Raw genomic sequence first — 19,284 nt, 5'->3', positions numbered from 1 at the left:
CTAAGATATAACAAATGTGTGTTCAGCACGTAAACAAAAAGGCCGGCCGCAAACCGGGCCGGCCTTCAGGCAAACTGGTATCCTCAGGCCAGATTTTCCATACTGGCTTTGATGAAGTCGTTCAACTCTTTACCCCTGAGCAGATTTTTCGACAAACGGGCAAGGTCATACAGATAGCTTACCAACTTTTTACGCCCCTCTTCATCTTTCGACATCAGGCCTGCTACAATCGGATGGTTCTCATTAACTACCAGGTTGTATTGTTCCGGCAGGTCGCCCAGGCCCATCATCGGACTGCCGCCCACAGCCGACATGTCTTTGTAGCGGCGCATGAATTCGTTCTGAGTGATGACCACGGGTGCATCGCTTTCGCTCATGGGCTCGAACAGAACTTCGAAACGGGTCTTGTCCACAACAGCCTCGAATTCAGCTTTTAAGCTCTGCTTTTGCGCTTCGCTGAGCTTGCTGGGCAGCTTGTCGTCTTCCTTTTCGATGAGCTTGTCCACCGTATTGCTGTCCACCCGCACAAAGCGGATCTTACTCATTTTCTGTTCCAGGGTATTGATGAAGTGGGCATCGAGCACACCATCCATCACCAACACATCGTATCCGCGCTCACGGGCAGCTTCGATGTAGCCGTACTGCTCGTCGGTGTTGCCGGCATAGAGCACCACAAGGGCACCATCTTTGTCTTTCTGCTTGTCTTCGATGTGCTTTTTATACTCCTCGAGCGTGAAGTACTTGTCCTCCACGTTTTTGAGCAGCACAAACTTTTCGGCGCGCTCGTAAAATTTCGGCTCGGATATCATGCCGTACTGGATGAAAATTCTGATGTCGTTCCATTTTTTCTCGAAGGCTTCGCGGTCTTTTTTGAAGAGCTCTTCCAGCTTGTCGGCAACCTTTTTGGTGATGTGGCCCGATATCTTTTTGACATTCTGATCGCTTTGCAGGAACGAGCGGCTCACATTGAGCGGAATGTCGGGCGAATCGATGACCCCATGGAGCAAGGTGAGAAAATCGGGCACGATGCCTTCCACCGAATCGGTCACAAACACCTGGTTGCAGTAGAGCTGAATTTTATTGCGCTGAAGCTCATAGTTGTGCTTCACCTTCGGAAAATAAAGTATCCCTGTCAGATTGAAAGGATAATCCACATTGAGGTGGATATTGAACAGCGGCTCCTCGAAGCTGAACGGATACAGCTCGTTGTAGAACTTCCTGTATTCTTCCTCCGTGACTTCCGATGGCGATTTTTTCCAGAGCGGGAAGGTGTTGTTAATAATCCAGGGTTTTTCGACCGTTCTGGTCTTTGGATTTCCATCCTTGTCGGTTTCGCCTTCAATGGGTTCTTCTTCCTTGCGGGTGCCAAACTGAATGGGCACAGGCAAAAACTTGCAGTATTTGTTCAGCAGCTCCCTGATCTTGTATTCTTCAAGGAATTCTTCGTTTTCCTTGTCAATATGCAGCACGACTTCGGTGCCCCGATCAGATTTTTTGGTTTCAGTGATGGTGTATTCCGGGCTGCCGTCGCATTCCCATTTCACCGGTTCGGCGCCTTCGCGGTAGCTCAGGGTAAACAGTTCCACTTTTTCGGCAACCATAAAGGCCGAGTAAAATCCAAGCCCAAAGTGCCCGATGATGGCATTGGCCTCGGCCTGCGATTTATTTTTGAATTGTGCCACAAACTCTTCTGCACTCGAAAAGGCGATCTGGTTGATGTATTTTTCCACCTCTTCGCGCGTCATGCCGATACCCCGGTCGCGCACAGTGATGGTTTTCTTTTTCTTATCCACCTCAACCTGTATGGTAAGGTCGCCCAGCTCGCCTTTCACTTCGCCGGCCGAAGAGAGGGTTTTGAGCTTCTGGGTGGCATCCACGGCATTGCTTACCAGCTCGCGGAGAAAGATTTCGTGGTCGGAATAAAGAAATTTCTTGATGATGGGAAAAATGTTCTCTGTTCTGACGTCGATGGTTCCTTTGTGCATGTTTCCGGAGATTTAGGTTTTGGGCCTGAACACGCAAAGTTTGTGCCAGTTGGCTGCACTGACAAAATGTCAAATCCGATGCAGCCCAAAAAGGAATAATTTCGCATCTGCCCAAAGCAAACGAGCGATGGAATCGACAACCGCAAGTGATCGCCTGTGGAATACCCTGGCAAAATCAGTAGCCGATGCTACTTTCGTCAAGCTTGTCCTGAGCAAACCAAGGCGCAAGCAGGATGAACTCCGCCGCCTGAGCGTGCGTCCTGTACACATCAAAGGCACACGCATGCTCCAGACCACCGAGCATTACGACAGACGGGAAATAGTAAAAAACTATCCCACGGAGGAGGCTGTGGCGTTGTGTATCAGCTATTTTAAGAGCAACTTCCTGGAAGCCAATCTGTTCACTGCCAGCGAACACCTTCAGCTACTCAGCAATCTCAAAGGAAACGCTAAACTGATTGCCAAACCGCTCAAAGAAGCCAGGCAAGCCGATCTGAGTCACGACAGACCAAAAAAACGACTCATCGACAGCGCAGGAATCCACTGGTTGCGCCTTGGGATTACCGACCTTCAGGGCAGGGTATTGCCTTCCATGCAATTCAAATTCAAACAGATACACCAATATCTTACCATCCTGCAGCCCATGCTTGAGCCTTTGTTGAAGAAAGACAAGCTCAGGGTGGTTGACATGGGAGCCGGAAAAGGGTACCTCACATTTGCTATTTACGAATACCTGAGCGCCAACTATACCGGGCAGCTTGAGGTGACCGGTGTAGAGCAGAGGGCCGAACTGGTAGATCAAACAAACCAGATTGCATCCGAAGCCGGTTTCGACAGGCTGAAGTTCGTTCAGGGCCAAATTGCCGGCTTCGATGCCACAGGAACCGATGTCCTCATCGCCCTGCATGCCTGCGACACTGCCACCGACGATGCCATCGGGGCCGGTATCAGGGCAGGAGCGCAACTCATAGTGTGTGCCCCCTGCTGCCACAAACAGGTACGCAACGCCATGCTGCCCCCAGGCACCCTGCCCATGCTCAGTTATGGCATCCTTTGGGAACGCCAGGCTGAGATTCTGACCGATACCCTCAGGGCATTGATTATGGAAAAGCACGGGTACAAATCTCATATCCAGGAGTTTATCGATATGGGTCATACCCCAAAAAACCTTCTTCTGACCGGAGTCAAATCACCTAATCCTACCAATGCAGCCGAAACCGAAGCAAAAATCGCAGCATTGAAAAAACAGTTCGGCATCAGCTGGCACCAGCTCGAACGGATACTATAACCCCAAAAAAACAAGCCGGTATGATAATTCTCGGAACAATTGTCAACGTACTCGCGGTGCTTGCCGGAGGCATTGCCGGACTGATGTTGCATGCGCGCCTGCCCGAGCGATATACAGGCACACTGTTTCAAGCCATCGGGCTGTTTACCCTTGCCCTGGGCATGGTCATGGCTTTCAGGGCACAGGAGTGGATCCTGGTGGTGCTCAGCCTCATTCCGGGTGCATTGGTTGGCGAGTTGCTCAAACTTGAAAGCTTTTTTGACAAGCTCGCAAACCAGATCGGAAAACGCACAGGTGCGGGAGGAAGCCGTTTCAATCAGGGGCTGATGACAGCCTTTCTGCTTTTCTGCATGGGTTCGATGACAATTCTCGGGGCCGTGGAAGAAGGCATTCACGGAAACAGGTCGCTGTATTACATTAAATCCATCATGGATGGCATCAGCGCCATGGCCCTGGCCTCCGGATTGGGTGTTGGGGTGGTGTTTTCGATCGTTCCCCTGTTCCTGTATCAGGCTGGACTCACCCTGCTGGCTGCCTGGTTTGGTGCATCCATGCCCGAACTGATGATCAGCACACTCACTGCCACCGGAGGCATCATCCTGCTCGGCCTCGGCCTCAATATTCTGGAATTAAGCAAGATAAAGGTGCTCAACCTTTTGCCCGCATTGGTCTTTGCGTTGGTTGCCGCATGGCTTTTTCCTTTCTTTTCGTGAAGAAAAACTGTGTTGCGGGAATAGCGGCAAAAGAGTTGCCGATAACTTTTTCATTGTTTATTTATTCACAATCCGATGAGGGGGCTGACATATTTTCTCTAACTTAGCTACATGAAAACAAATAATCCCCTTATGGACACGATTGAAGATATTAACTGGAGCAGCCTGCCATTTGGCTATTTCCGTACCGACTACAATGTGAGGTGCACCTACCGCGACGGCAAGTGGGGCGAGCTGGAAGTAAGCGACAGCGAATACATCAGCATCCACATGGCCGCCACGGGCCTTCACTATGGCCAGGAAGCCTTCGAAGGGCTGAAAGCCTATCGGGGTGCGGATGGCAAGGTAAGGTTGTTTCGCTGGCAGGAGAATGCCCGCCGCATGCGGATGTCGGCCAGCGGAATCATGATGGCCATCCCGCCCGAGGAGCTGTTTTTCGAAGCCATCAACAAGGCAGTGCGGCTCAATGCGCGTTTCATTCCGCCCTATGGCACCGGCTCCTCGCTCTACATCAGGCCATTGCTGTTTGGTTCGGGCGCGCAGGTAGGTGTCAAACCTGCCAAAGAGTACATGTTTGTAGTTTTTGTAACCCCGGTAGGGCCTTACTTCAAAGAAGGTTTCAATCCGGTCAAGGTGCAACTGGTGCGCGATTACGACCGCGCCGCGCCGCTCGGCACAGGCCATATCAAAGTTGGCGGAAACTACGCTGCAAGCCTCAGGGCAGCCGAGCGCGCACATGCCGAAGGATATGCTTCGGTGCTGTTTCTCGACGCCAAAGAGAAAAAATATATCGACGAAGCCGGTCCGGCCAATTTCTTTGGCATACGCGAAAAGGCCTACATTACGCCTAAATCGTGCACCATCCTTCCATCAGTTACCAACAAAAGCATCGAAATCCTCGCAGCCGACCTTGGCCTGAAAGTAGAACGCCGTCCCGTGCCGGTGGAAGAACTCGAAACCTTCGAAGAAGCCGGAGCCTGCGGAACCGCCGCCATCATCAGCCCCTTCAAGTCGATTTACGACCGGGAACTGAAAAAGGAATACTACTACGGCGAAACCGCAGGACCCTGGTCAACAATGCTCTACAAAACACTGAAGGGTATTCAGTACGGCGAAATTGAGGACAAATTTGGCTGGACGACCATACTCGAAGGAATCTAAAACAACAAAAGCCGCCCTTTAAAGCGGCTTTTTTTCTTAAAATTCTCCGCCCCGTCAGGGGCCAAATATCAGCAGCTCCGTAGGGGCGACATATCGGTAGCCCCGTCAGGGGCGTTCCGGAAAACATTATTTTTTAGACCACCCCCTTTTCTTCGAGCAAGGTTTTCATCTCTGCCTGCATCTTCGCGGCTTCGCTGGCTGCCGCTTCTGCAAAGTCGGCGCCATTCGAGGCATAAATAACCGACCTTGAAGCATTTACGATGATACCACACCTCCTGGTCATGGCATATTCAGCAACCTCGGCCAGGCTTCCCCCCTGGGCACCCACCCCGGGCACAAGAAAAAAATACTCTGGTGCAAGGTTCCTGATTATGCGCAGTTCCGCTGGTTTTGTGGCACCTACAACAAACATCAGCTGGTCCGGACCAGCCCATGAGCACGCCTTGCGTACCACCTGCTCATAGAGTTTTTGGCCACGCTCGTCCACAAGCTGCTGAAAATCAGCCGACCCCTCATTGGATGTGGCAGCCAACAGCACCGTCCATCTGTCTTTCCAGGCCAGAAACGGACTCACCGAGTCGAACCCCATGTAAGGGGCAACTGTGACAGCATCGGCATCCATCACTTCAAAAAAAGCGCGGGCGTAGTTGGCCGAAGTGTTACCAATGTCTCCCCGTTTGGCGTCAGCAATCACGAGCATGTCGGGATATTGCTGTTTGATATAGGAAATTGTTTTTTCGAGGCTGGCCCAACCTTTGACTCCTCCTGCTTCGTAGAATGCTGTGTTGGGTTTAAAGGCAACCGCGAAAGGCGCTGTGGCATCGATGATGGCCTTGTTGAAGGCAAACACAGGATCGGGTTCTTTACCAAGGATGGCCGGGATGCGCCCTGCATCGGTATCGAGTCCGACACACAGAAATGATTGCTTGCGGATGATTTGCTCAACAAGGGCTTGCTGGTTCATGGTGGATTTGGGGGCTATCAGGGTGTGATCAGGTATTTTCGAGCTCAGTTTTTAATCGCTCCGCATTTTCGGCCATCTGGAGTTTTTCGATCAGTTCGTCGAGATCGCCGTCGATGATAGATTGCAGGTTATATAGGGTAAGGTTGATGCGGTGATCGGTCACCCTGCCCTGCGGCCAGTTGTAGGTGCGAATCTTGGCCGAACGGTCGCCGGTGCTCACCATGGTTTTGCGCTTTGAGGCTATCTCTTCGAGGTATTTGCTGTATTCCCGTTCAAACAGGCGGGTGCGAAGCACTTTCATGGCTTTGGCCAGGTTCTTGATCTGTGATTTCTCGTCCTGACACGAAACCACAATACCGCTGGGGATATGGGTAAGACGCACTGCTGAGTAGGTAGTATTTACCGATTGACCGCCTGGGCCTGAAGAGCAGAAAGTTTCTTTACGAATGTCTTTTTCGTTGAGTTCGATGTCGAATTCTTCGGCTTCGGGCAAGACCACCACGCTGGCGGCGGAGGTATGGATGCGGCCCTGGGTCTCGGTTTTGGGCACACGCTGCACCCGGTGCACTCCGCTTTCGAACTTCAGGATGCCATAGGCATTTTCGCCTATCACATTGAATATGATTTCTTTAAACCCGCCTACTGTGCCTTCGCTCATATCCACGAGCTCGGTGCGCCAGCCTTTGCGCTCACAATATTTGATATACATGCGGTAGAGGTCGCCGGCAAAAATACTGGCTTCGTCGCCACCGGTGCCTGCCCTGATCTCGACCACTGCATTTTTGCTGTCCTGAGGGTCTTTGGGAATCAGCATCAACCGGATTTCTTCCTCCAGCTGCTCCTTGCGCGCTTCGAGCTCATCGAGTTCCTGACGGGCCATGGCCCTGAAATCTTCATCCTTCTCGGTGCGCATCAGCTCGCGTGCATCTTCCATGCCTCTGAGCACATCCTTGTACTCGGCAAAAGCCCTGACCACAGGTTCAAGGTCTTTATAGTCCTTGTTCAGCTTCACATACCGCTTCATATCGGCCATCACAGCCGGATCGTTGAGCTGTTCGCCCATTTCTTCCCATCTGCGGCGGATATCTTCCAGCTTATCAGTTATTTCCACAATCTCTCTTTTGGCCTGCAAAATTAGCCATTTTGGGCGGGTGCAACAAACCCTGCACCATCATGATCATGATAAGGCTGCAGGAAACCAACAAATTGTATCTGAATAAGCTGTGCTCAGTACACAAACTCGCCAAAAGCGCTGCTGATGGTCAGCTTTTTTCCTTTGAATGGTTCAACATGGCCAACTATTTTAGCCTCGATGCCAAAAGATCCGGCGAGGCTGATCATCTCTCCAGCCGAGGTTTCATCGGTGTAAATCTCCAGCCTGTGACCCATGTTGAATACCCGGTACATCTCGCTCCAGGGTGTGCCCGAAGCCTCCCTGATGATACTGAAAAGCGGTGGCAATCCGAAGAGTTTATCTTTTACAATGTGTACATCCTGCACAAAATGAAGCACTTTGGTTTGTCCGCCTCCGCTGCAATGGATCATGCCGTGGATGGCTCCAGAATGATTTTCCAGGATCTGGCGTACCAGAGGCGCATAAGTCCGGGTGGGCGAAAGCACCAGCCTGCCCATATCCACTCCCTGTATCTCTGTTGGATCGGTCAGTTCCCATGGCCCTGAATAGACAAGTTCGGCAGGCACATGGGGGTCGAAACTTTCGGGATAGCGCTGTGCAAGATATTTCGCAAAAACGTCGTGCCTGGCCGAAGTCAGGCCATTGCTGCCCATGCCGCCGTTGTAGGCATCCTCGTAAGTGGCCTTACCGAAGGAGGCAAAGCCGACAATGACGTTTCCGGGTTTGATGCGGTTTTCTATCACCTTATTTCGCGGCACCCTGGCTACAACGGTACTGTCAACCACCACTGTCCGCACAAGGTCGCCCAGGTCGGCGGTTTCGCCTCCGCTCAGCCAGATACCGATGCCGTAAGATCGCATCTTTTCCAGAAAGAGCTCGGTGCCTTCGATGATGGCGGCAATCACTTCGCCCGGCACCAGGTGCTTGTTGCGTCCGATCGTTGACGATAGCAGCATGCCATCGGTTACACCCACACACAACAGGTCGTCGGTATTCATCACCACTGCATCCTGGGCTATGCCATGCCACACGCTCAGGTCGCCTGTTTCTTTCCAATAGAGGTAAGCCAGGGCGGATTTGGTGCCGGCTCCGTCGGCATGCATGATGTTGCACATTTCGGGATCACCACCGAGCACATCCGGCATCACCTTGCAGAACGCATTGGGATACAGGCCTTTATCCAGATTACGTATGGCCCTGTGCACATCTTCTTTGGCCGCCGATACGCCTCTTTGCTGATAGCGCTGGTGATCGTTCATGTTATTTGAATATCAGCTTGCGTCCACGGGCATCGATCTCATATTCGCCCATCCTGCTGAGCACCGCATGTCCGAAAATCAGAGGAGCTTCCGATTTGTGATTCACCGTAATCGCTACGTCGGTGATCGTTCTGTTGGCTATTCGAATCTCTTTGAGCCGGAATACAGCACCGTCGGCAATACGGCCTGCACCTATAAGTTGCTCCGCATCACCTTCAAGATTATCACGACTGAGGATACCTTTGCGCAACCAATCGAGCGCGCGTTCAAGCGACACTTGCGCTGCCTGGTTGCGAATAAATACAAAATTCTCGTTATAGCCGTCAATCAGGCAAGGTACCACGATGGCCCCGTCGGCATTGGTGTTGAACGACACCTGGTTTTCCTCGGGATTGAGCACAATGCGCACTGCGGTACCCACAGGCTCGTTGGTAGGTTTAGGCACATAGTCCTTGCTCAGAATCCTGAACTCCGTGCGACGGTTTAGCTGGTGCGCAGCTTCCTTTTCTTCGTTGCTTCGCAGGCTGTTGATATATTCTTCAGTGAGCACGGTTCCTGACTTAAAGGTGAACCCATTGACTACCATATCTCTTTCGAGCCTGCGGGGTACCCGCTCGCCATAGCCTTTGGCCACAAGACGCTCAGGCTCAATGCCCCGGGCAATGAGGTAATCAACCACCGATTGGGCACGGCGTTGCGACAGGATGTCGTTGCGTTCCTCGGTGTCGCGGCTGTCGGTATGCGAGGCAAGCTCTATGACAATGGTTGGGTTGCGCTGAAGTGTGAGGATGAGCCCCTGTAACGAATCCTCGAATTGCGGTTTGAGCTCCCAGCGGGCCAGGTCGTACAAAATATCCGGCAGCACAATAGGGGCCTGAGGAATGGGCGACAAAAGGAAATCTTTCACAAGATCTTTGGAAAACTCCAAACCCACGGTAGTTTCTACAGCACTGGCTGTAAAGTAGTTGGGCTTGTCGACGATAATTTCGTATGTGGTGTTGCGGTCAACCTGTGAGTTTCCAAACTTGAAGAACCCCTTGTCGTTGGTGCGGGTGCTCACCGAAGTACCATTTGAGCCAATGAGCTTGACGGTAGCATCTTCGACAAACTGCAGGGTCTTTTCATCTTTCACAGTACCGCTCAATGTAAAGAGCACCGGAGGTTCGATAAAGTAAAACAGGTTATCCACTCCCCTGATGTTGTCGCGATTGCTCGAAAAAAAGCCCTTCTCCTCGGTGGGATGGAATATCACAGCAAAGTCGTCAAACACCGAGTTCATCGGGTATTTCATGTTGCGGGGTTTGCCCCACCGGCCGTTTTCGTCAGGACTGCTGACGAAAATATCGAGCCCACCCATGCCTGGATGACCATTGGAGGCAAAATAGAGGCTGGTGTCGTTGCGAAGAAAAGGAAACACCTCATCGCCGGGCGTATTGATCTCAGGGCCGAGATTGATGGGCCGTCCGAATGGCTGGCTTTTGTTGTCGCGCATGGCCATCCAGATGTCTTTTCCACCAAATCCGCCTTTGCGGTCAGCTGAGAAGTAAATGGTCAGCTCGTCTTTACTCAGGCTTGGATGGCCAATAATATCAAGGCTGTCCACCCCGCGGATCTGAAGTGGGACAGGCTGGCTCCACGAACGGCCCTGCCTGCTGGATACCATGATCTGACAACCAGAGGCCTGCTGGGGCGAGTTGTTGCAACGGGTAAAATAAAGCGTATTAAATGCACTGTTCATATGAGGCGCACCCTCGTTGGCCTTGGTGTTGATGGTTTCGGTGTTGTCGAACGGCTGGGGGGTGCTCCACTTTTCATTGCGGTCGAGCCGGCTGGTGTAAAGGTCGCTGAAGCTCTGATTGGTCCAGCGGTCTTTCTCCTTTCCGGTTGATCCATCGCGGGTGGATGTAAAAATGATCTCATTATATTCCGAGGATGCCCATGTGGCGGCAAAGTCCGACTCCCTGCTGTTGAGCTGTCGAACCAAAGTAACCTCAAAACGCGAGGGATTGGCTATCCATTCCTCAATCTGTGCTGCAATCGCGGCACCTTCCGGTCCACGGGGATCGTCGGGTACAGCTTTGGCATACAGGTTGTAATACTCAATGGCTTCGGGGTATTTCTGTATAGCTTTGAGAAGATCGGCGTAAATAAGATATATCGAAGGGTTTCGCTCGGGCAGGTCCGAACGCATGACACGACGGTAGGTGGCTTCGGCGCGTTTGAAATTGCCCGTGAGCCGGTAGCTCTCGGCAAGGCGCCAGCTGATGCGGTTTTTCTCGTCTTTGTCCTTCACCCTGGAAAAAGCTTTCTTATACCTGTCGATGGCCAGGCTATACTGCTTGCGGTCGAAAGCTTCGTCGGCACTGCGCACCAGCGAGCGTTGTGCCACAGCCACATGGGCCAGAAAACTAAAGGCAAGCAACAATGTTATCTTGAAAACGGTATTCATTCGGGATTTAATATTTCCATGCGTTGAACGAAACGAATCATGTTTTATTGGCATCCATGCCCTCGCTTTGTGCTTCTTCCGGCCCGGGAGCTGAGCCAAAAGGTATGGCACCTGTATCATCATGTAGTTGTATTGGCCCTTGGTCGTCATTCTTTACGTTGTTTTTAAAAAGCGATGCCTGATCGGCAACTTCGTGCAAAGGCTTTTTCAATTCGCGCAAACCTGACTCACGTTCCAGGCGGTCGGCTTCCTTTTGGATCTCGCTTCTGAATCCGGCCGATGCGCGCTTCATCTCATTAATGGCTTTACCCACTGTGCGGGCTACCTCTGGAAGCTGACGTGGCCCCACCACGATGAACAGCACCAATAAGATGAGCAGGATTTCGCCGGTTCCAAGGTCAAAAAACAGAAGCATAACCCTCCGATTTTTAGGCAAAGGTATGTTTTTTGGCAGTTTGCGGCACCAGCCCTGGAGCAAACAGCGCCGGCAGCGGCACAAAAAAAATCCGGCAGGAATGCCCCTGCCGGATATATTGTTGTATCTCGAAAAAGAATTACTTCTTTCTGGCAGCCTTTTCTTCGGCCTGACGGGCAGCCTCTTCCTCTTGTTTCGGTCCGCCGAGCAAGTCGTAAACAATCGGGCTGGCATTGAATACTGAAGAGTAAGTACCGACGAGAATACCCATAAAGAGCGCAAATACAAAGCCCCTGATCACCTCACCTCCAAAGAGGCCAATCATCACCAGCACGAGCAAGGTGGTTCCTGAGGTATTGATCGTGCGCATCAGGGTTTGGTTCAGACCGAGGTTGATGTTCTCTTTGAGCGATTTGCGCGGATGCAGACCGATATTCTCGCGGATGCGGTCGAAGATGATCACCGTGTCGTTGATGGAGTAACCGATGATGGTCAGGATGGCTGCAATAAAGGCCTGGTCAACCTCGAGGCTGAAAGGCAGGATGTGGTGGAACAAGGCAAATAAGCCAATGACAATCAGAGTATCGTGCGCAAGGGCGATCAGACCGGCAAGTCCATACTGCCATTTACGGAACCGGATGGCAATGTAGGCAAAGATGATAATCAGTGCAAACGTTACGGCCAGAACGGATTTGTTACGGATATCGCTTGCGATGGTAGGTCCGATCTTTTGCGAGCTGAGGATACCAACCAGTTTTTCAGCGGAAGTCTCTTCGTCCGAAGTGAACTGGTTGAATGTGATGGGACTGCTGAAGAAATCCTTGAGGCTATTGTAGAGCATCACCTGAATGATCGAATCTGCTTCACGGGTGTCGTCTTCGATCATGTACTTGGTAGTAATTTTCACCTGGCGGTTCGGACCGAAGGTTTTCACTTCAGGTATAGCATCGGTAAACTGCTTGCTGAGAGCAGCCCGCACGTCGGTTACACGCACATCCTGGTCGAAACGTACAAGATAAGTGCGACCACCAGTAAAGTCTACACCATAATTCAGGCCGCGGAAAATGAGCGATCCCAGGCTGATCACAATCAATGCAGCACTAAAGATGTAGGCTTTTTTGCGCAGGCCCAACCAATTGATGTTGACGTCTTTGAGGAAATCCTTTGTAATGCTGGTACTGAAAGTAATATTGGCATTTTTCTCGAGCAGGCGCTCAAATACAATGCGCGAGATGAAGATGGCGGTAAACAATGAGGTGAGGATACCAATGATAAGGGTGGTGGCAAAACCCTGAACCGGACCGGTACCGAAAGTATAAAGTACAATACCGGTGAGCAAGGTGGTTACGTTACCGTCGATGATGGCTGAATAGGCATTTTTATAACCATCTTCGATAGCCAGGCGCAGGCCTTTGCCCATGCTGACCTCTTCCTTGATGCGCTCATAAATGATCACGTTGGCATCCACAGCCATACCCAGGGTGAGTACAATACCTGCAATACCAGGGAGTGTGAGCACGGCGCCAAGCGAGGCGAGTACACCGAAGAGGAAGAAGATGTTGGTGAGCAATGCGAAGTTGGCAACCAAACCGGCTTTGGCATAGAAGAACCACATGTAGAGCAGGATCATGACGAAAGCGATGACGAACGACCACAATCCTGCATTGACGGCTTCACGTCCGAGCGAAGGGCCAACAACAGCCTCTTCGAGGATGCGTGCCGGTGCGGGCAACTTACCGGCCTTGAGGATGTTGGCTAGGTCTTGAGCCTCTTCGATGGTCATGTCACCACCGCTGATGGAGGAACGACCACTGGGAATTTCGTCGTTTACTACAGGATAAGAATACACATAGTCGTCGAGTACAATGGCAACCTGACGGCCAATGTTTTCACCTGTAAGGCGCTTCCAGATCTTGGCACCCTCGCTGTTCATCTGCATGGTCACTTCTACCCTTCCGGCCTGATCATAATCCTGGCGGGCATCAACAATCACATCTCCGCCCAGGGCAGCTTTGCCATCGCGTGAGGTCTTGAGCGCAACCAGTTCGAGCACGCCGGCCTGCGTGGCGCTGCCGCCGCGGGGTTTTACCGTCCATGCAAGCTTCATGTTGCGCGGGAAAATACCCTGCACCTGCCGGAGCATATAATTGATGCGGGCTGTGTCTTTTACAAGCGCTGTGCCAACACGTGCAGTATTTCCGGGGAAAAACCTTCCCTGCTCATCCTGCACATACGAGGGCATCAGGTAAGCATAAAGCGGGTTCTCCTTGGCATATTCGGCAAAGCTTTTATCTTTCGCAGCGGTGGTGTCCGATTTCAGCTGGTCAACCAGACTTAAAGTATCCGACTTTTGTTCTTCAGGCACTTCGGATGTTGAATCGTTCTGAGCCACCTGTTCGTCTCTTGTGGCTTGCAGGGTGTCTTCCGCAACATCAGTGTTTATCTTGGCAAGCCTTTTGTTGGCTTCGTCGAAGTAGGTGTAAAGTTCAGAGAAATTATAGGTTTCCCAGAATTCAAGTTGGGCAGTCCCCTGAAGCAGTTTGCGCACACGTTTCGGGTCTTTGATACCTGGCAGCTCCACCAAAATGCGGCCCGAAGTGGCAAGACGTTGAATATTGGGCTGGGTTACACCAAACCGGTCGATACGTGTGCGCAGGATCTGAAACGACCTGTCGATGGCGGCCTCTGATTCCACTCGGATGGCATCGAGCACCTCCTGGTTGGTGGAATTTACCGTGATCCCCTTGTCCTTGAACTCGAACAGGAAGATGGCCGCCAGCCTGGCGTTGGGATCAATCTCGTTGAACGACTCACCAAAGAGGGTCACAAAATCCTTCTGGCTATTCTTCTGTTTCTGGGTGGCGAGATTCATGGCCTGACGGAAAACCGGATCCTGACTGTAGCCCGACAAAGCATCGATGATATCGCGCACCGAGACCTCGAGTACCACGTTCATCCCGCCCTTGAGGTCAAGCCCCAGGTTTATCTCACGTTCCTTAGTCTGTTGGTAAGTGTACTTTCCGATGAGCAGGTTGTACACAGGCTGGTTTGCCATCGAGTCGAGATAATAAGTTTCCCTGGCCTGCACGATGGAGTCCAGTAAATGTTTGTAAAGCACCTGATCGCCCTTGGCAAGTTCTTTTGCAAGCGCACTGGCCGCTTCACTCTGCGCATACTCCCTGGCCTTGCGCTCTACCCTTGCGGTCACAAAAGTGAACGAAAGCTGGTAAAGCGACACCAGCGCCAGCGCTATTGCAAAAACTTTGATCGCTCCTTTGTTCTGCATTGCTGATATTTATTTGTTTTCGATTTGCTTACCTCAGTTTTTTGAGGGTGCAAAATTAGCATATTATTTTACAAACTTCCAATGATTCAGATTTATTAGCCCGCGTTCGGCAAGGCAGAACTCACAAAACTTCAGGCCCGGCCACAGGTTGTGTACATGTTGAGCCAACAAAATCAGCCGTTGGTTGTTTAAACGCTAACAATAGATGATGCTGAAATCTTTCAGCCCACAATTCAGAAACATTCAAAATAACCTAAATTTGCACCGCAAATGAAAACCAAAAATCACCAGACCATGAAGAAAAATTTCTTTACCCTTCTGTCGGCATCGCTCATGCTGACATTTGCCCTCAGCAGCTGCGGCGGCGGCCAGCAGAGCGCCCAGCAGGAACAGGCAACCAAGGAAGAAACAGCCGTAGTTGAACAGGTAAGCCCCGAAAAAGACTTTGCCCTCGGCGAAAAAATCTTTAACGAAAAATGCATCGCATGCCATCAGGCTAATGGACAAGGCATTCCCGGTGCATTCCCCTCGCTTGTGGATTCCGATTTGCTGCGCAACGATAAACTGGCTGCCATCAACCAGGTGTTGAATGGCGCTCCTGGTGGCAGTATAATTAAAGGTGTACAATACAATGCACCCATGCCGCACCAGGTGGACACCCATGAGGAAGCCGTTGCCGTGATCAACTATGTGGCTAATCATTTTGGCAACGATCTGGGCTATATTTCGCTGGAAGAAGCCAAGAAAGTTGCCATCAACCCAAGATAAGCCATGAAAATCAATCAGTTAACCCTAATCCTTGCATTCATCAGCTTTCCGTTGCTCTTTTCCTGCAGCGGAAACCGCCACAGCCACGATCACGACCACGACCATGACCATGCCACCGAAGCGCTGCCTTCAACAGGTAGCTTCGGCGAAGCCATCACCAAAGATGGCGCCGTGCCAGTGGCCGAGATTGCCGGGCTGATCAGCGAAGACAACCCGATCGAAGTCAAGGTTTACGGCAAAATCGTTGAGGTTTGTCAGCACACCGGTTGCTGGCTTACGCTTGACCTGGGCAATGGCGAAACCATCCAGGTCAACATGAAAGACCATGAGTTTTACGTGCCCATGGATGCTGCCGGAAAGATGGCATGGGTGCAGGGAACGGCCCAGCGCGAACTCATCAGCGCCGAGTTGCTCCGTCATTATGCAGAAGATGCCGGTCGTCCGCAGGAGTACATCGACAGCATCACCGAAGACGCATGGCAATATACTATTGAAGCATTGGGTGTGATCATTGAGGAGGAAGCACCCTCGATCTGAAGCCCGGCTGAATAAACACACAAAAGGCTGATGCCCCGACGCATCAGCCTTTTTTCATTTTATCGGAGGCGAAGCACAGTGCCCGGCTTCACTTCCGATCCTTCGTGAAGGTCGTTCATTTTGAGGAGGCGATGCAGGCGGATGCCATACTGCTGCGACACTCCGTGCAGACTTTCACCTTCGCGCAGCACATGCGTCCGGTGCTTGTGCGAACGCCGGGATTTTTTCTGAAGATAAATCATCTGACCAGGTTCGGGCTCCTCATTCTTCGAAAGCTCATTGTATTTACGTATCTGGTAGCTGTAGATATTGAACTCCGATGCCAGAGAGGCTACCTTGTCGCCCTCACGTGCAAAGACAAGCTTACGGCGGTTGTTTTCAAAGATGAACCTGCCCAGCTTTGATTTACCAACCACTTCATACTGCGAAGGACTGACAGGCAGAAAACGGTGGTCGTCTTTGTGCACCACCAGTGGTGGAGTGGCCTCGATGCTGCGCATGGCCAGGCTGTCGAAACGGTATAGCTGATGGCGCTCAATGATGCGTATGAGCAGCTCCGGATAGCGGGGATTGGTGGCATAGCCTGCCTTGCTTAACCCATAGGCCCAGCCCTTGTAGTCCATCACATCCAGCTCGAAAAGCGGCGCATAGCGCGGACGGGTGGTAAGAAACAGGGAATGATCGTGAAACGACTGCTCAGGATTGTCGTAGGCCCGGAAACACTCATTCTTCTCGTCGTCGTCGGCATAAAAGGTTTTTCCTTCCCAGCCTCTGTGACACTTGATGCCAAAATGGTTGTTGGCTTCGCGGGCCAGCACACTGCTGCCGCTGCCCGATTCCAGGATACCCTGCGAAAGGGTGATGGAAGCCGGTATGTGGTACTCACGCATTTTTTGCATGGCTATCTCACTGAAGCGGTTGATATATTGATCCGCAGCAGGCCATTGCGCCAAAACAGGAGCAGCTGAATAAAGACAAAAGAAAGACAATAAGAGGTAAACGTTTTTCATGGGCAATCTCCTGACATGGCCAAAACTACACAATCGCAGAAATATTGCAGGCCAGGCTGGCAAGCACTTACTGACACGGTATTGTTATTAAAAAGTGTGAAACAGCCGAAACGAACGATTTTATACCTTTACGCGCTTTTGAAAACCATCACTGCATGGAGCTGATCAGGAAGTATTTTCCGGGACTTGAACCCACAAAACAGCAACAGTTCGAAGCCCTTTTGCCCGTTTACGAGGATTGGAACGCCCGTATCAATCTCATTTCGCGCAAAGACATGGCCCATTTTTACGAACGTCATGTGCTTCATTCGTTGGCTATTGCGCGTTTTGTGCAGTTCGTTCCGGGCACACGCCTGCTCGATGTGGGCACCGGAGGCGGATTTCCAGGCATTCCCCTGGCCATCATGTTTCCCGAAGCCCACTTTACCCTTGTGGACAGTATCGGCAAAAAAATCAAGGCCGTCGGCGAAGTCGCTAAAAAACTGGAGCTCAGCAATGTGGAAGCCATTCAGGCAAGGGCTGAAGGGCTTGACATGAAATTCGATTTTATCCTGAGCAGGGCAGTAACCACTTTGCCTGAGCTATATGGCTGGGTGCACGACAAATATACCCGGTCGGGGCGAAACAACAAGGCCAATGGCATCATTTATCTCAAGGGTGGTGAGGTGGAAAACGAAATCCGGCAGCTGCCCCGCAAAGTCATCGCCAACACTTACGCACTTAAAGACTGGTTCGAAGAACCCTGGTTCGAAACCAAACTTCTTATTCATATATTTTAGTTCAAACACCCAAAAACCACACAAAATGACTGAAACCATCAAAAAATCGCTGCGCGAATCCAAAACCGCACGCTGGATTGTGCTGGCCCTGATTTCGCTCACCATGTTTTTTGCCTACTTTTTTGTCGATGTGGCAGCGCCCCTGCAAAGCCTGCTCGAGCGCAATCACGGCTGGTCGCCCGAAACTTTTGGCATGCTTGGCGGATCGGAGTTTTTCCTGAACGTTTTCGCGTTTTTCCTCATCCTCTCGGGCATCATTCTCGATAAGATGGGCATCCGTTTCACTATTCTCACCGCAACAATTGCCATGGTGCTGGGCGGATTCATCAAATACTATGCGCTCACCGACAGCTTTGCAGCAACAGGTTTACACGCCTGGCTCAACGGTTTCTGGACAGCTGTACCTGCCAGCGCCAAGCTCGCATTTTTTGGCTTTGCCATTTTTGGGGTCGGTGTTGAAATGGCCGGTATAACCGTCAGCAAAACCATCGTTAAGTGGTTCAAAGGCAAGGAACTGGCATTGGCCATGGGACTTGAGATGGCAGTTGCCCGTCTTGGCGTTTTTGCCGTATTCAGGCTCTCGCCCATTTTTGCTGAGCAAAGCGGCGTGACCGGAGCCATTTTCTATGGCGTGGCATTCCTGATGGTTGGTTTCCTCACCGCACTGATTTACACCTTCATGGATCTGAAACTCGACCGCGAGATAGGCGAAGATGCCTCCGTGGAACCCGAAGAAGCTTTCCGTGTGAGCGACCTCGGACTCATCCTGCGCAATCCCGGCTTTCTGGCCATTGCCAGCCTTTGTGTGCTGTTTTACTCGGCCATCTTCCCATTCCAGAAGTTTGCCACCGACATGCTATCGACCAAACTCGACATACCTATTAAAGATGCAGCAGCCATGTTTTCGTTTTTCCCCATCGGGGCAATGATTCTCACTCCTTTTATCGGCGCTTTTCTCGACCGCAAAGGTCTGGGCGCAACCATGATGCTCTACGGCTCGATCTTGCTCACCGTTTCGCACCTGATTTTTGCCCTTGTGCCTGCTGCCAGTTTCACCCAGCCGGTGGCCTACGGCACCATTGTCATCCTTGGCATTGCTTTCTCGCTTGTGCCGGCTTCGATGTGGCCATCCATTCCCAAGATTGTTGAAGACCGCTATCTGGGTTCGGCATACGGGCTCACCTTCTGGATTCAGAATATCGGATTGCTGGCCGTGCCTATCCTCATCGGCTGGGCACTGAGTGCGGCCAATCCTGGTGTGGCCGAAGCCATTGCTGCAGGCGATGTCAACGCAAGGTACGATTACACCGTGCCCGAACTCATTTTTGCGGGCTTTGGCGTGCTGGCCATGATCATGTCGGTGGTGCTGCGCGTTGTGGACAAACAACGTGGTTACGGCCTCGACCTGCCTAACAAGAAAAACTGAAATTTCATCACCTGATGCCTTCAACCGCCCCGAAAACCGGGGCGGTTTTTGCTTTTGCCGGTTTACGCAAAGCGCAACAGTCAAAAAACGTATCTTTAGCCCCTAAAAA

15 protein-coding genes are annotated in these 19,284 nt (G+C 51.5%); 7 read left to right on the top strand and 8 right to left on the bottom strand.

Features of this window, described 5'->3' with window-relative positions:
* Positions 1-83: 83 nt before the first annotated feature.
* Positions 84-1,985 (bottom strand): molecular chaperone HtpG, encoded by a 1,902-nt coding sequence (gene htpG, locus IPM52_13855; protein MBK9292691.1) that lies wholly within the window; start codon positions 1,983-1,985, stop codon positions 84-86.
* A 127-nt stretch (positions 1,986-2,112) separates the two neighbouring features.
* Between htpG and IPM52_13850 the strand changes: the two genes are divergently transcribed.
* From IPM52_13850 to IPM52_13840, 3 genes are all read left to right on the top strand, one after another.
* Positions 2,113-3,273 (top strand): SAM-dependent methyltransferase, encoded by a 1,161-nt coding sequence (locus tag IPM52_13850; protein MBK9292690.1) that lies wholly within the window; start codon positions 2,113-2,115, stop codon positions 3,271-3,273.
* A 26-nt stretch (positions 3,274-3,299) separates the two neighbouring features.
* Positions 3,300-3,986 carry a DUF554 domain-containing protein gene (locus IPM52_13845; protein MBK9292689.1) on the top strand — a complete coding sequence of 229 codons (687 nt, stop codon included), beginning with the start codon at positions 3,300-3,302 and terminating at the stop codon, positions 3,984-3,986.
* A gap of 111 nt (positions 3,987-4,097) precedes the next feature.
* Positions 4,098-5,147, top strand: a complete 1,050-nt coding sequence (locus IPM52_13840; GenBank protein ID MBK9292688.1) for a branched-chain amino acid aminotransferase — start codon at positions 4,098-4,100, stop codon at positions 5,145-5,147.
* Positions 5,148-5,280: 133 nt separating this feature from the next.
* On the opposite strand, the gene pyrF is transcribed toward IPM52_13840, so the two are convergent.
* From pyrF to secDF, 6 genes are all read right to left on the bottom strand, one after another.
* Positions 5,281-6,111 (bottom strand): orotidine-5'-phosphate decarboxylase, encoded by an 831-nt coding sequence (pyrF, locus tag IPM52_13835; protein ID MBK9292687.1) that lies wholly within the window; start codon positions 6,109-6,111, stop codon positions 5,281-5,283.
* Positions 6,112-6,139: 28 nt separating this feature from the next.
* Positions 6,140-7,216 carry a peptide chain release factor 1 gene (gene prfA / locus IPM52_13830; GenBank protein MBK9292686.1) on the bottom strand — a complete coding sequence of 359 codons (1,077 nt, stop codon included), beginning with the start codon at positions 7,214-7,216 and terminating at the stop codon, positions 6,140-6,142.
* Between the two features lie 122 nt (positions 7,217-7,338).
* Positions 7,339-8,505, bottom strand: coding sequence for a phosphoribosylformylglycinamidine cyclo-ligase (locus IPM52_13825; protein MBK9292685.1), 1,167 nt, complete (start codon positions 8,503-8,505; stop codon positions 7,339-7,341).
* A 1-nt stretch (position 8,506) separates the two neighbouring features.
* Positions 8,507-10,954: an OmpA family protein gene (locus tag IPM52_13820; GenBank protein ID MBK9292684.1), complete on the bottom strand. Its 2,448-nt coding sequence runs from the start codon at positions 10,952-10,954 to the stop codon at positions 8,507-8,509.
* Positions 10,955-10,991: 37 nt separating this feature from the next.
* Positions 10,992-11,369 (bottom strand): twin-arginine translocase TatA/TatE family subunit, encoded by a 378-nt coding sequence (locus tag IPM52_13815; GenBank protein ID MBK9292683.1) that lies wholly within the window; start codon positions 11,367-11,369, stop codon positions 10,992-10,994.
* A gap of 139 nt (positions 11,370-11,508) precedes the next feature.
* A complete protein-coding gene (gene secDF, locus IPM52_13810; GenBank protein MBK9292682.1) occupies positions 11,509-14,655 on the bottom strand; it encodes a protein translocase subunit SecDF in 3,147 nt (1,048 codons plus the stop codon).
* A gap of 270 nt (positions 14,656-14,925) precedes the next feature.
* Here secDF and IPM52_13805 point away from each other — a divergent pair, with 270 nt between their 5' ends.
* Complete coding sequence (locus tag IPM52_13805; protein ID MBK9292681.1) at positions 14,926-15,423, top strand: cytochrome c; 498 nt, start codon at positions 14,926-14,928, stop codon at positions 15,421-15,423.
* 3 nt (positions 15,424-15,426) lie between these two features.
* On the top strand, positions 15,427-15,960 hold the full coding sequence (locus IPM52_13800) for a DUF4920 domain-containing protein (protein ID MBK9292680.1): 534 nt from the start codon (positions 15,427-15,429) through the stop codon (positions 15,958-15,960).
* Positions 15,961-16,019: 59 nt separating this feature from the next.
* Here IPM52_13800 and IPM52_13795 read toward each other — a convergent pair whose 3' ends face one another.
* Positions 16,020-16,850: a glucosaminidase domain-containing protein gene (locus IPM52_13795; protein ID MBK9292679.1), complete on the bottom strand. Its 831-nt coding sequence runs from the start codon at positions 16,848-16,850 to the stop codon at positions 16,020-16,022.
* Positions 16,851-17,125: 275 nt separating this feature from the next.
* Here IPM52_13795 and rsmG point away from each other — a divergent pair, with 275 nt between their 5' ends.
* Positions 17,126-17,749 (top strand): 16S rRNA (guanine(527)-N(7))-methyltransferase RsmG, encoded by a 624-nt coding sequence (rsmG, locus tag IPM52_13790; protein MBK9292678.1) that lies wholly within the window; start codon positions 17,126-17,128, stop codon positions 17,747-17,749.
* Positions 17,750-17,774: 25 nt separating this feature from the next.
* A complete protein-coding gene (locus IPM52_13785; protein MBK9292677.1) occupies positions 17,775-19,175 on the top strand; it encodes an MFS transporter in 1,401 nt (466 codons plus the stop codon).
* Positions 19,176-19,284: the final 109 nt, after the last annotated feature.

The organism is Bacteroidota bacterium (assembly GCA_016715945.1).
Taxonomy (GTDB): Bacteria; Bacteroidota; Bacteroidia; order Bacteroidales; family F082; genus JALNZU01.
Note: the sequence above shows the minus strand (reverse complement) of the source record. Positions and strands in the feature narration are given on the sequence as shown.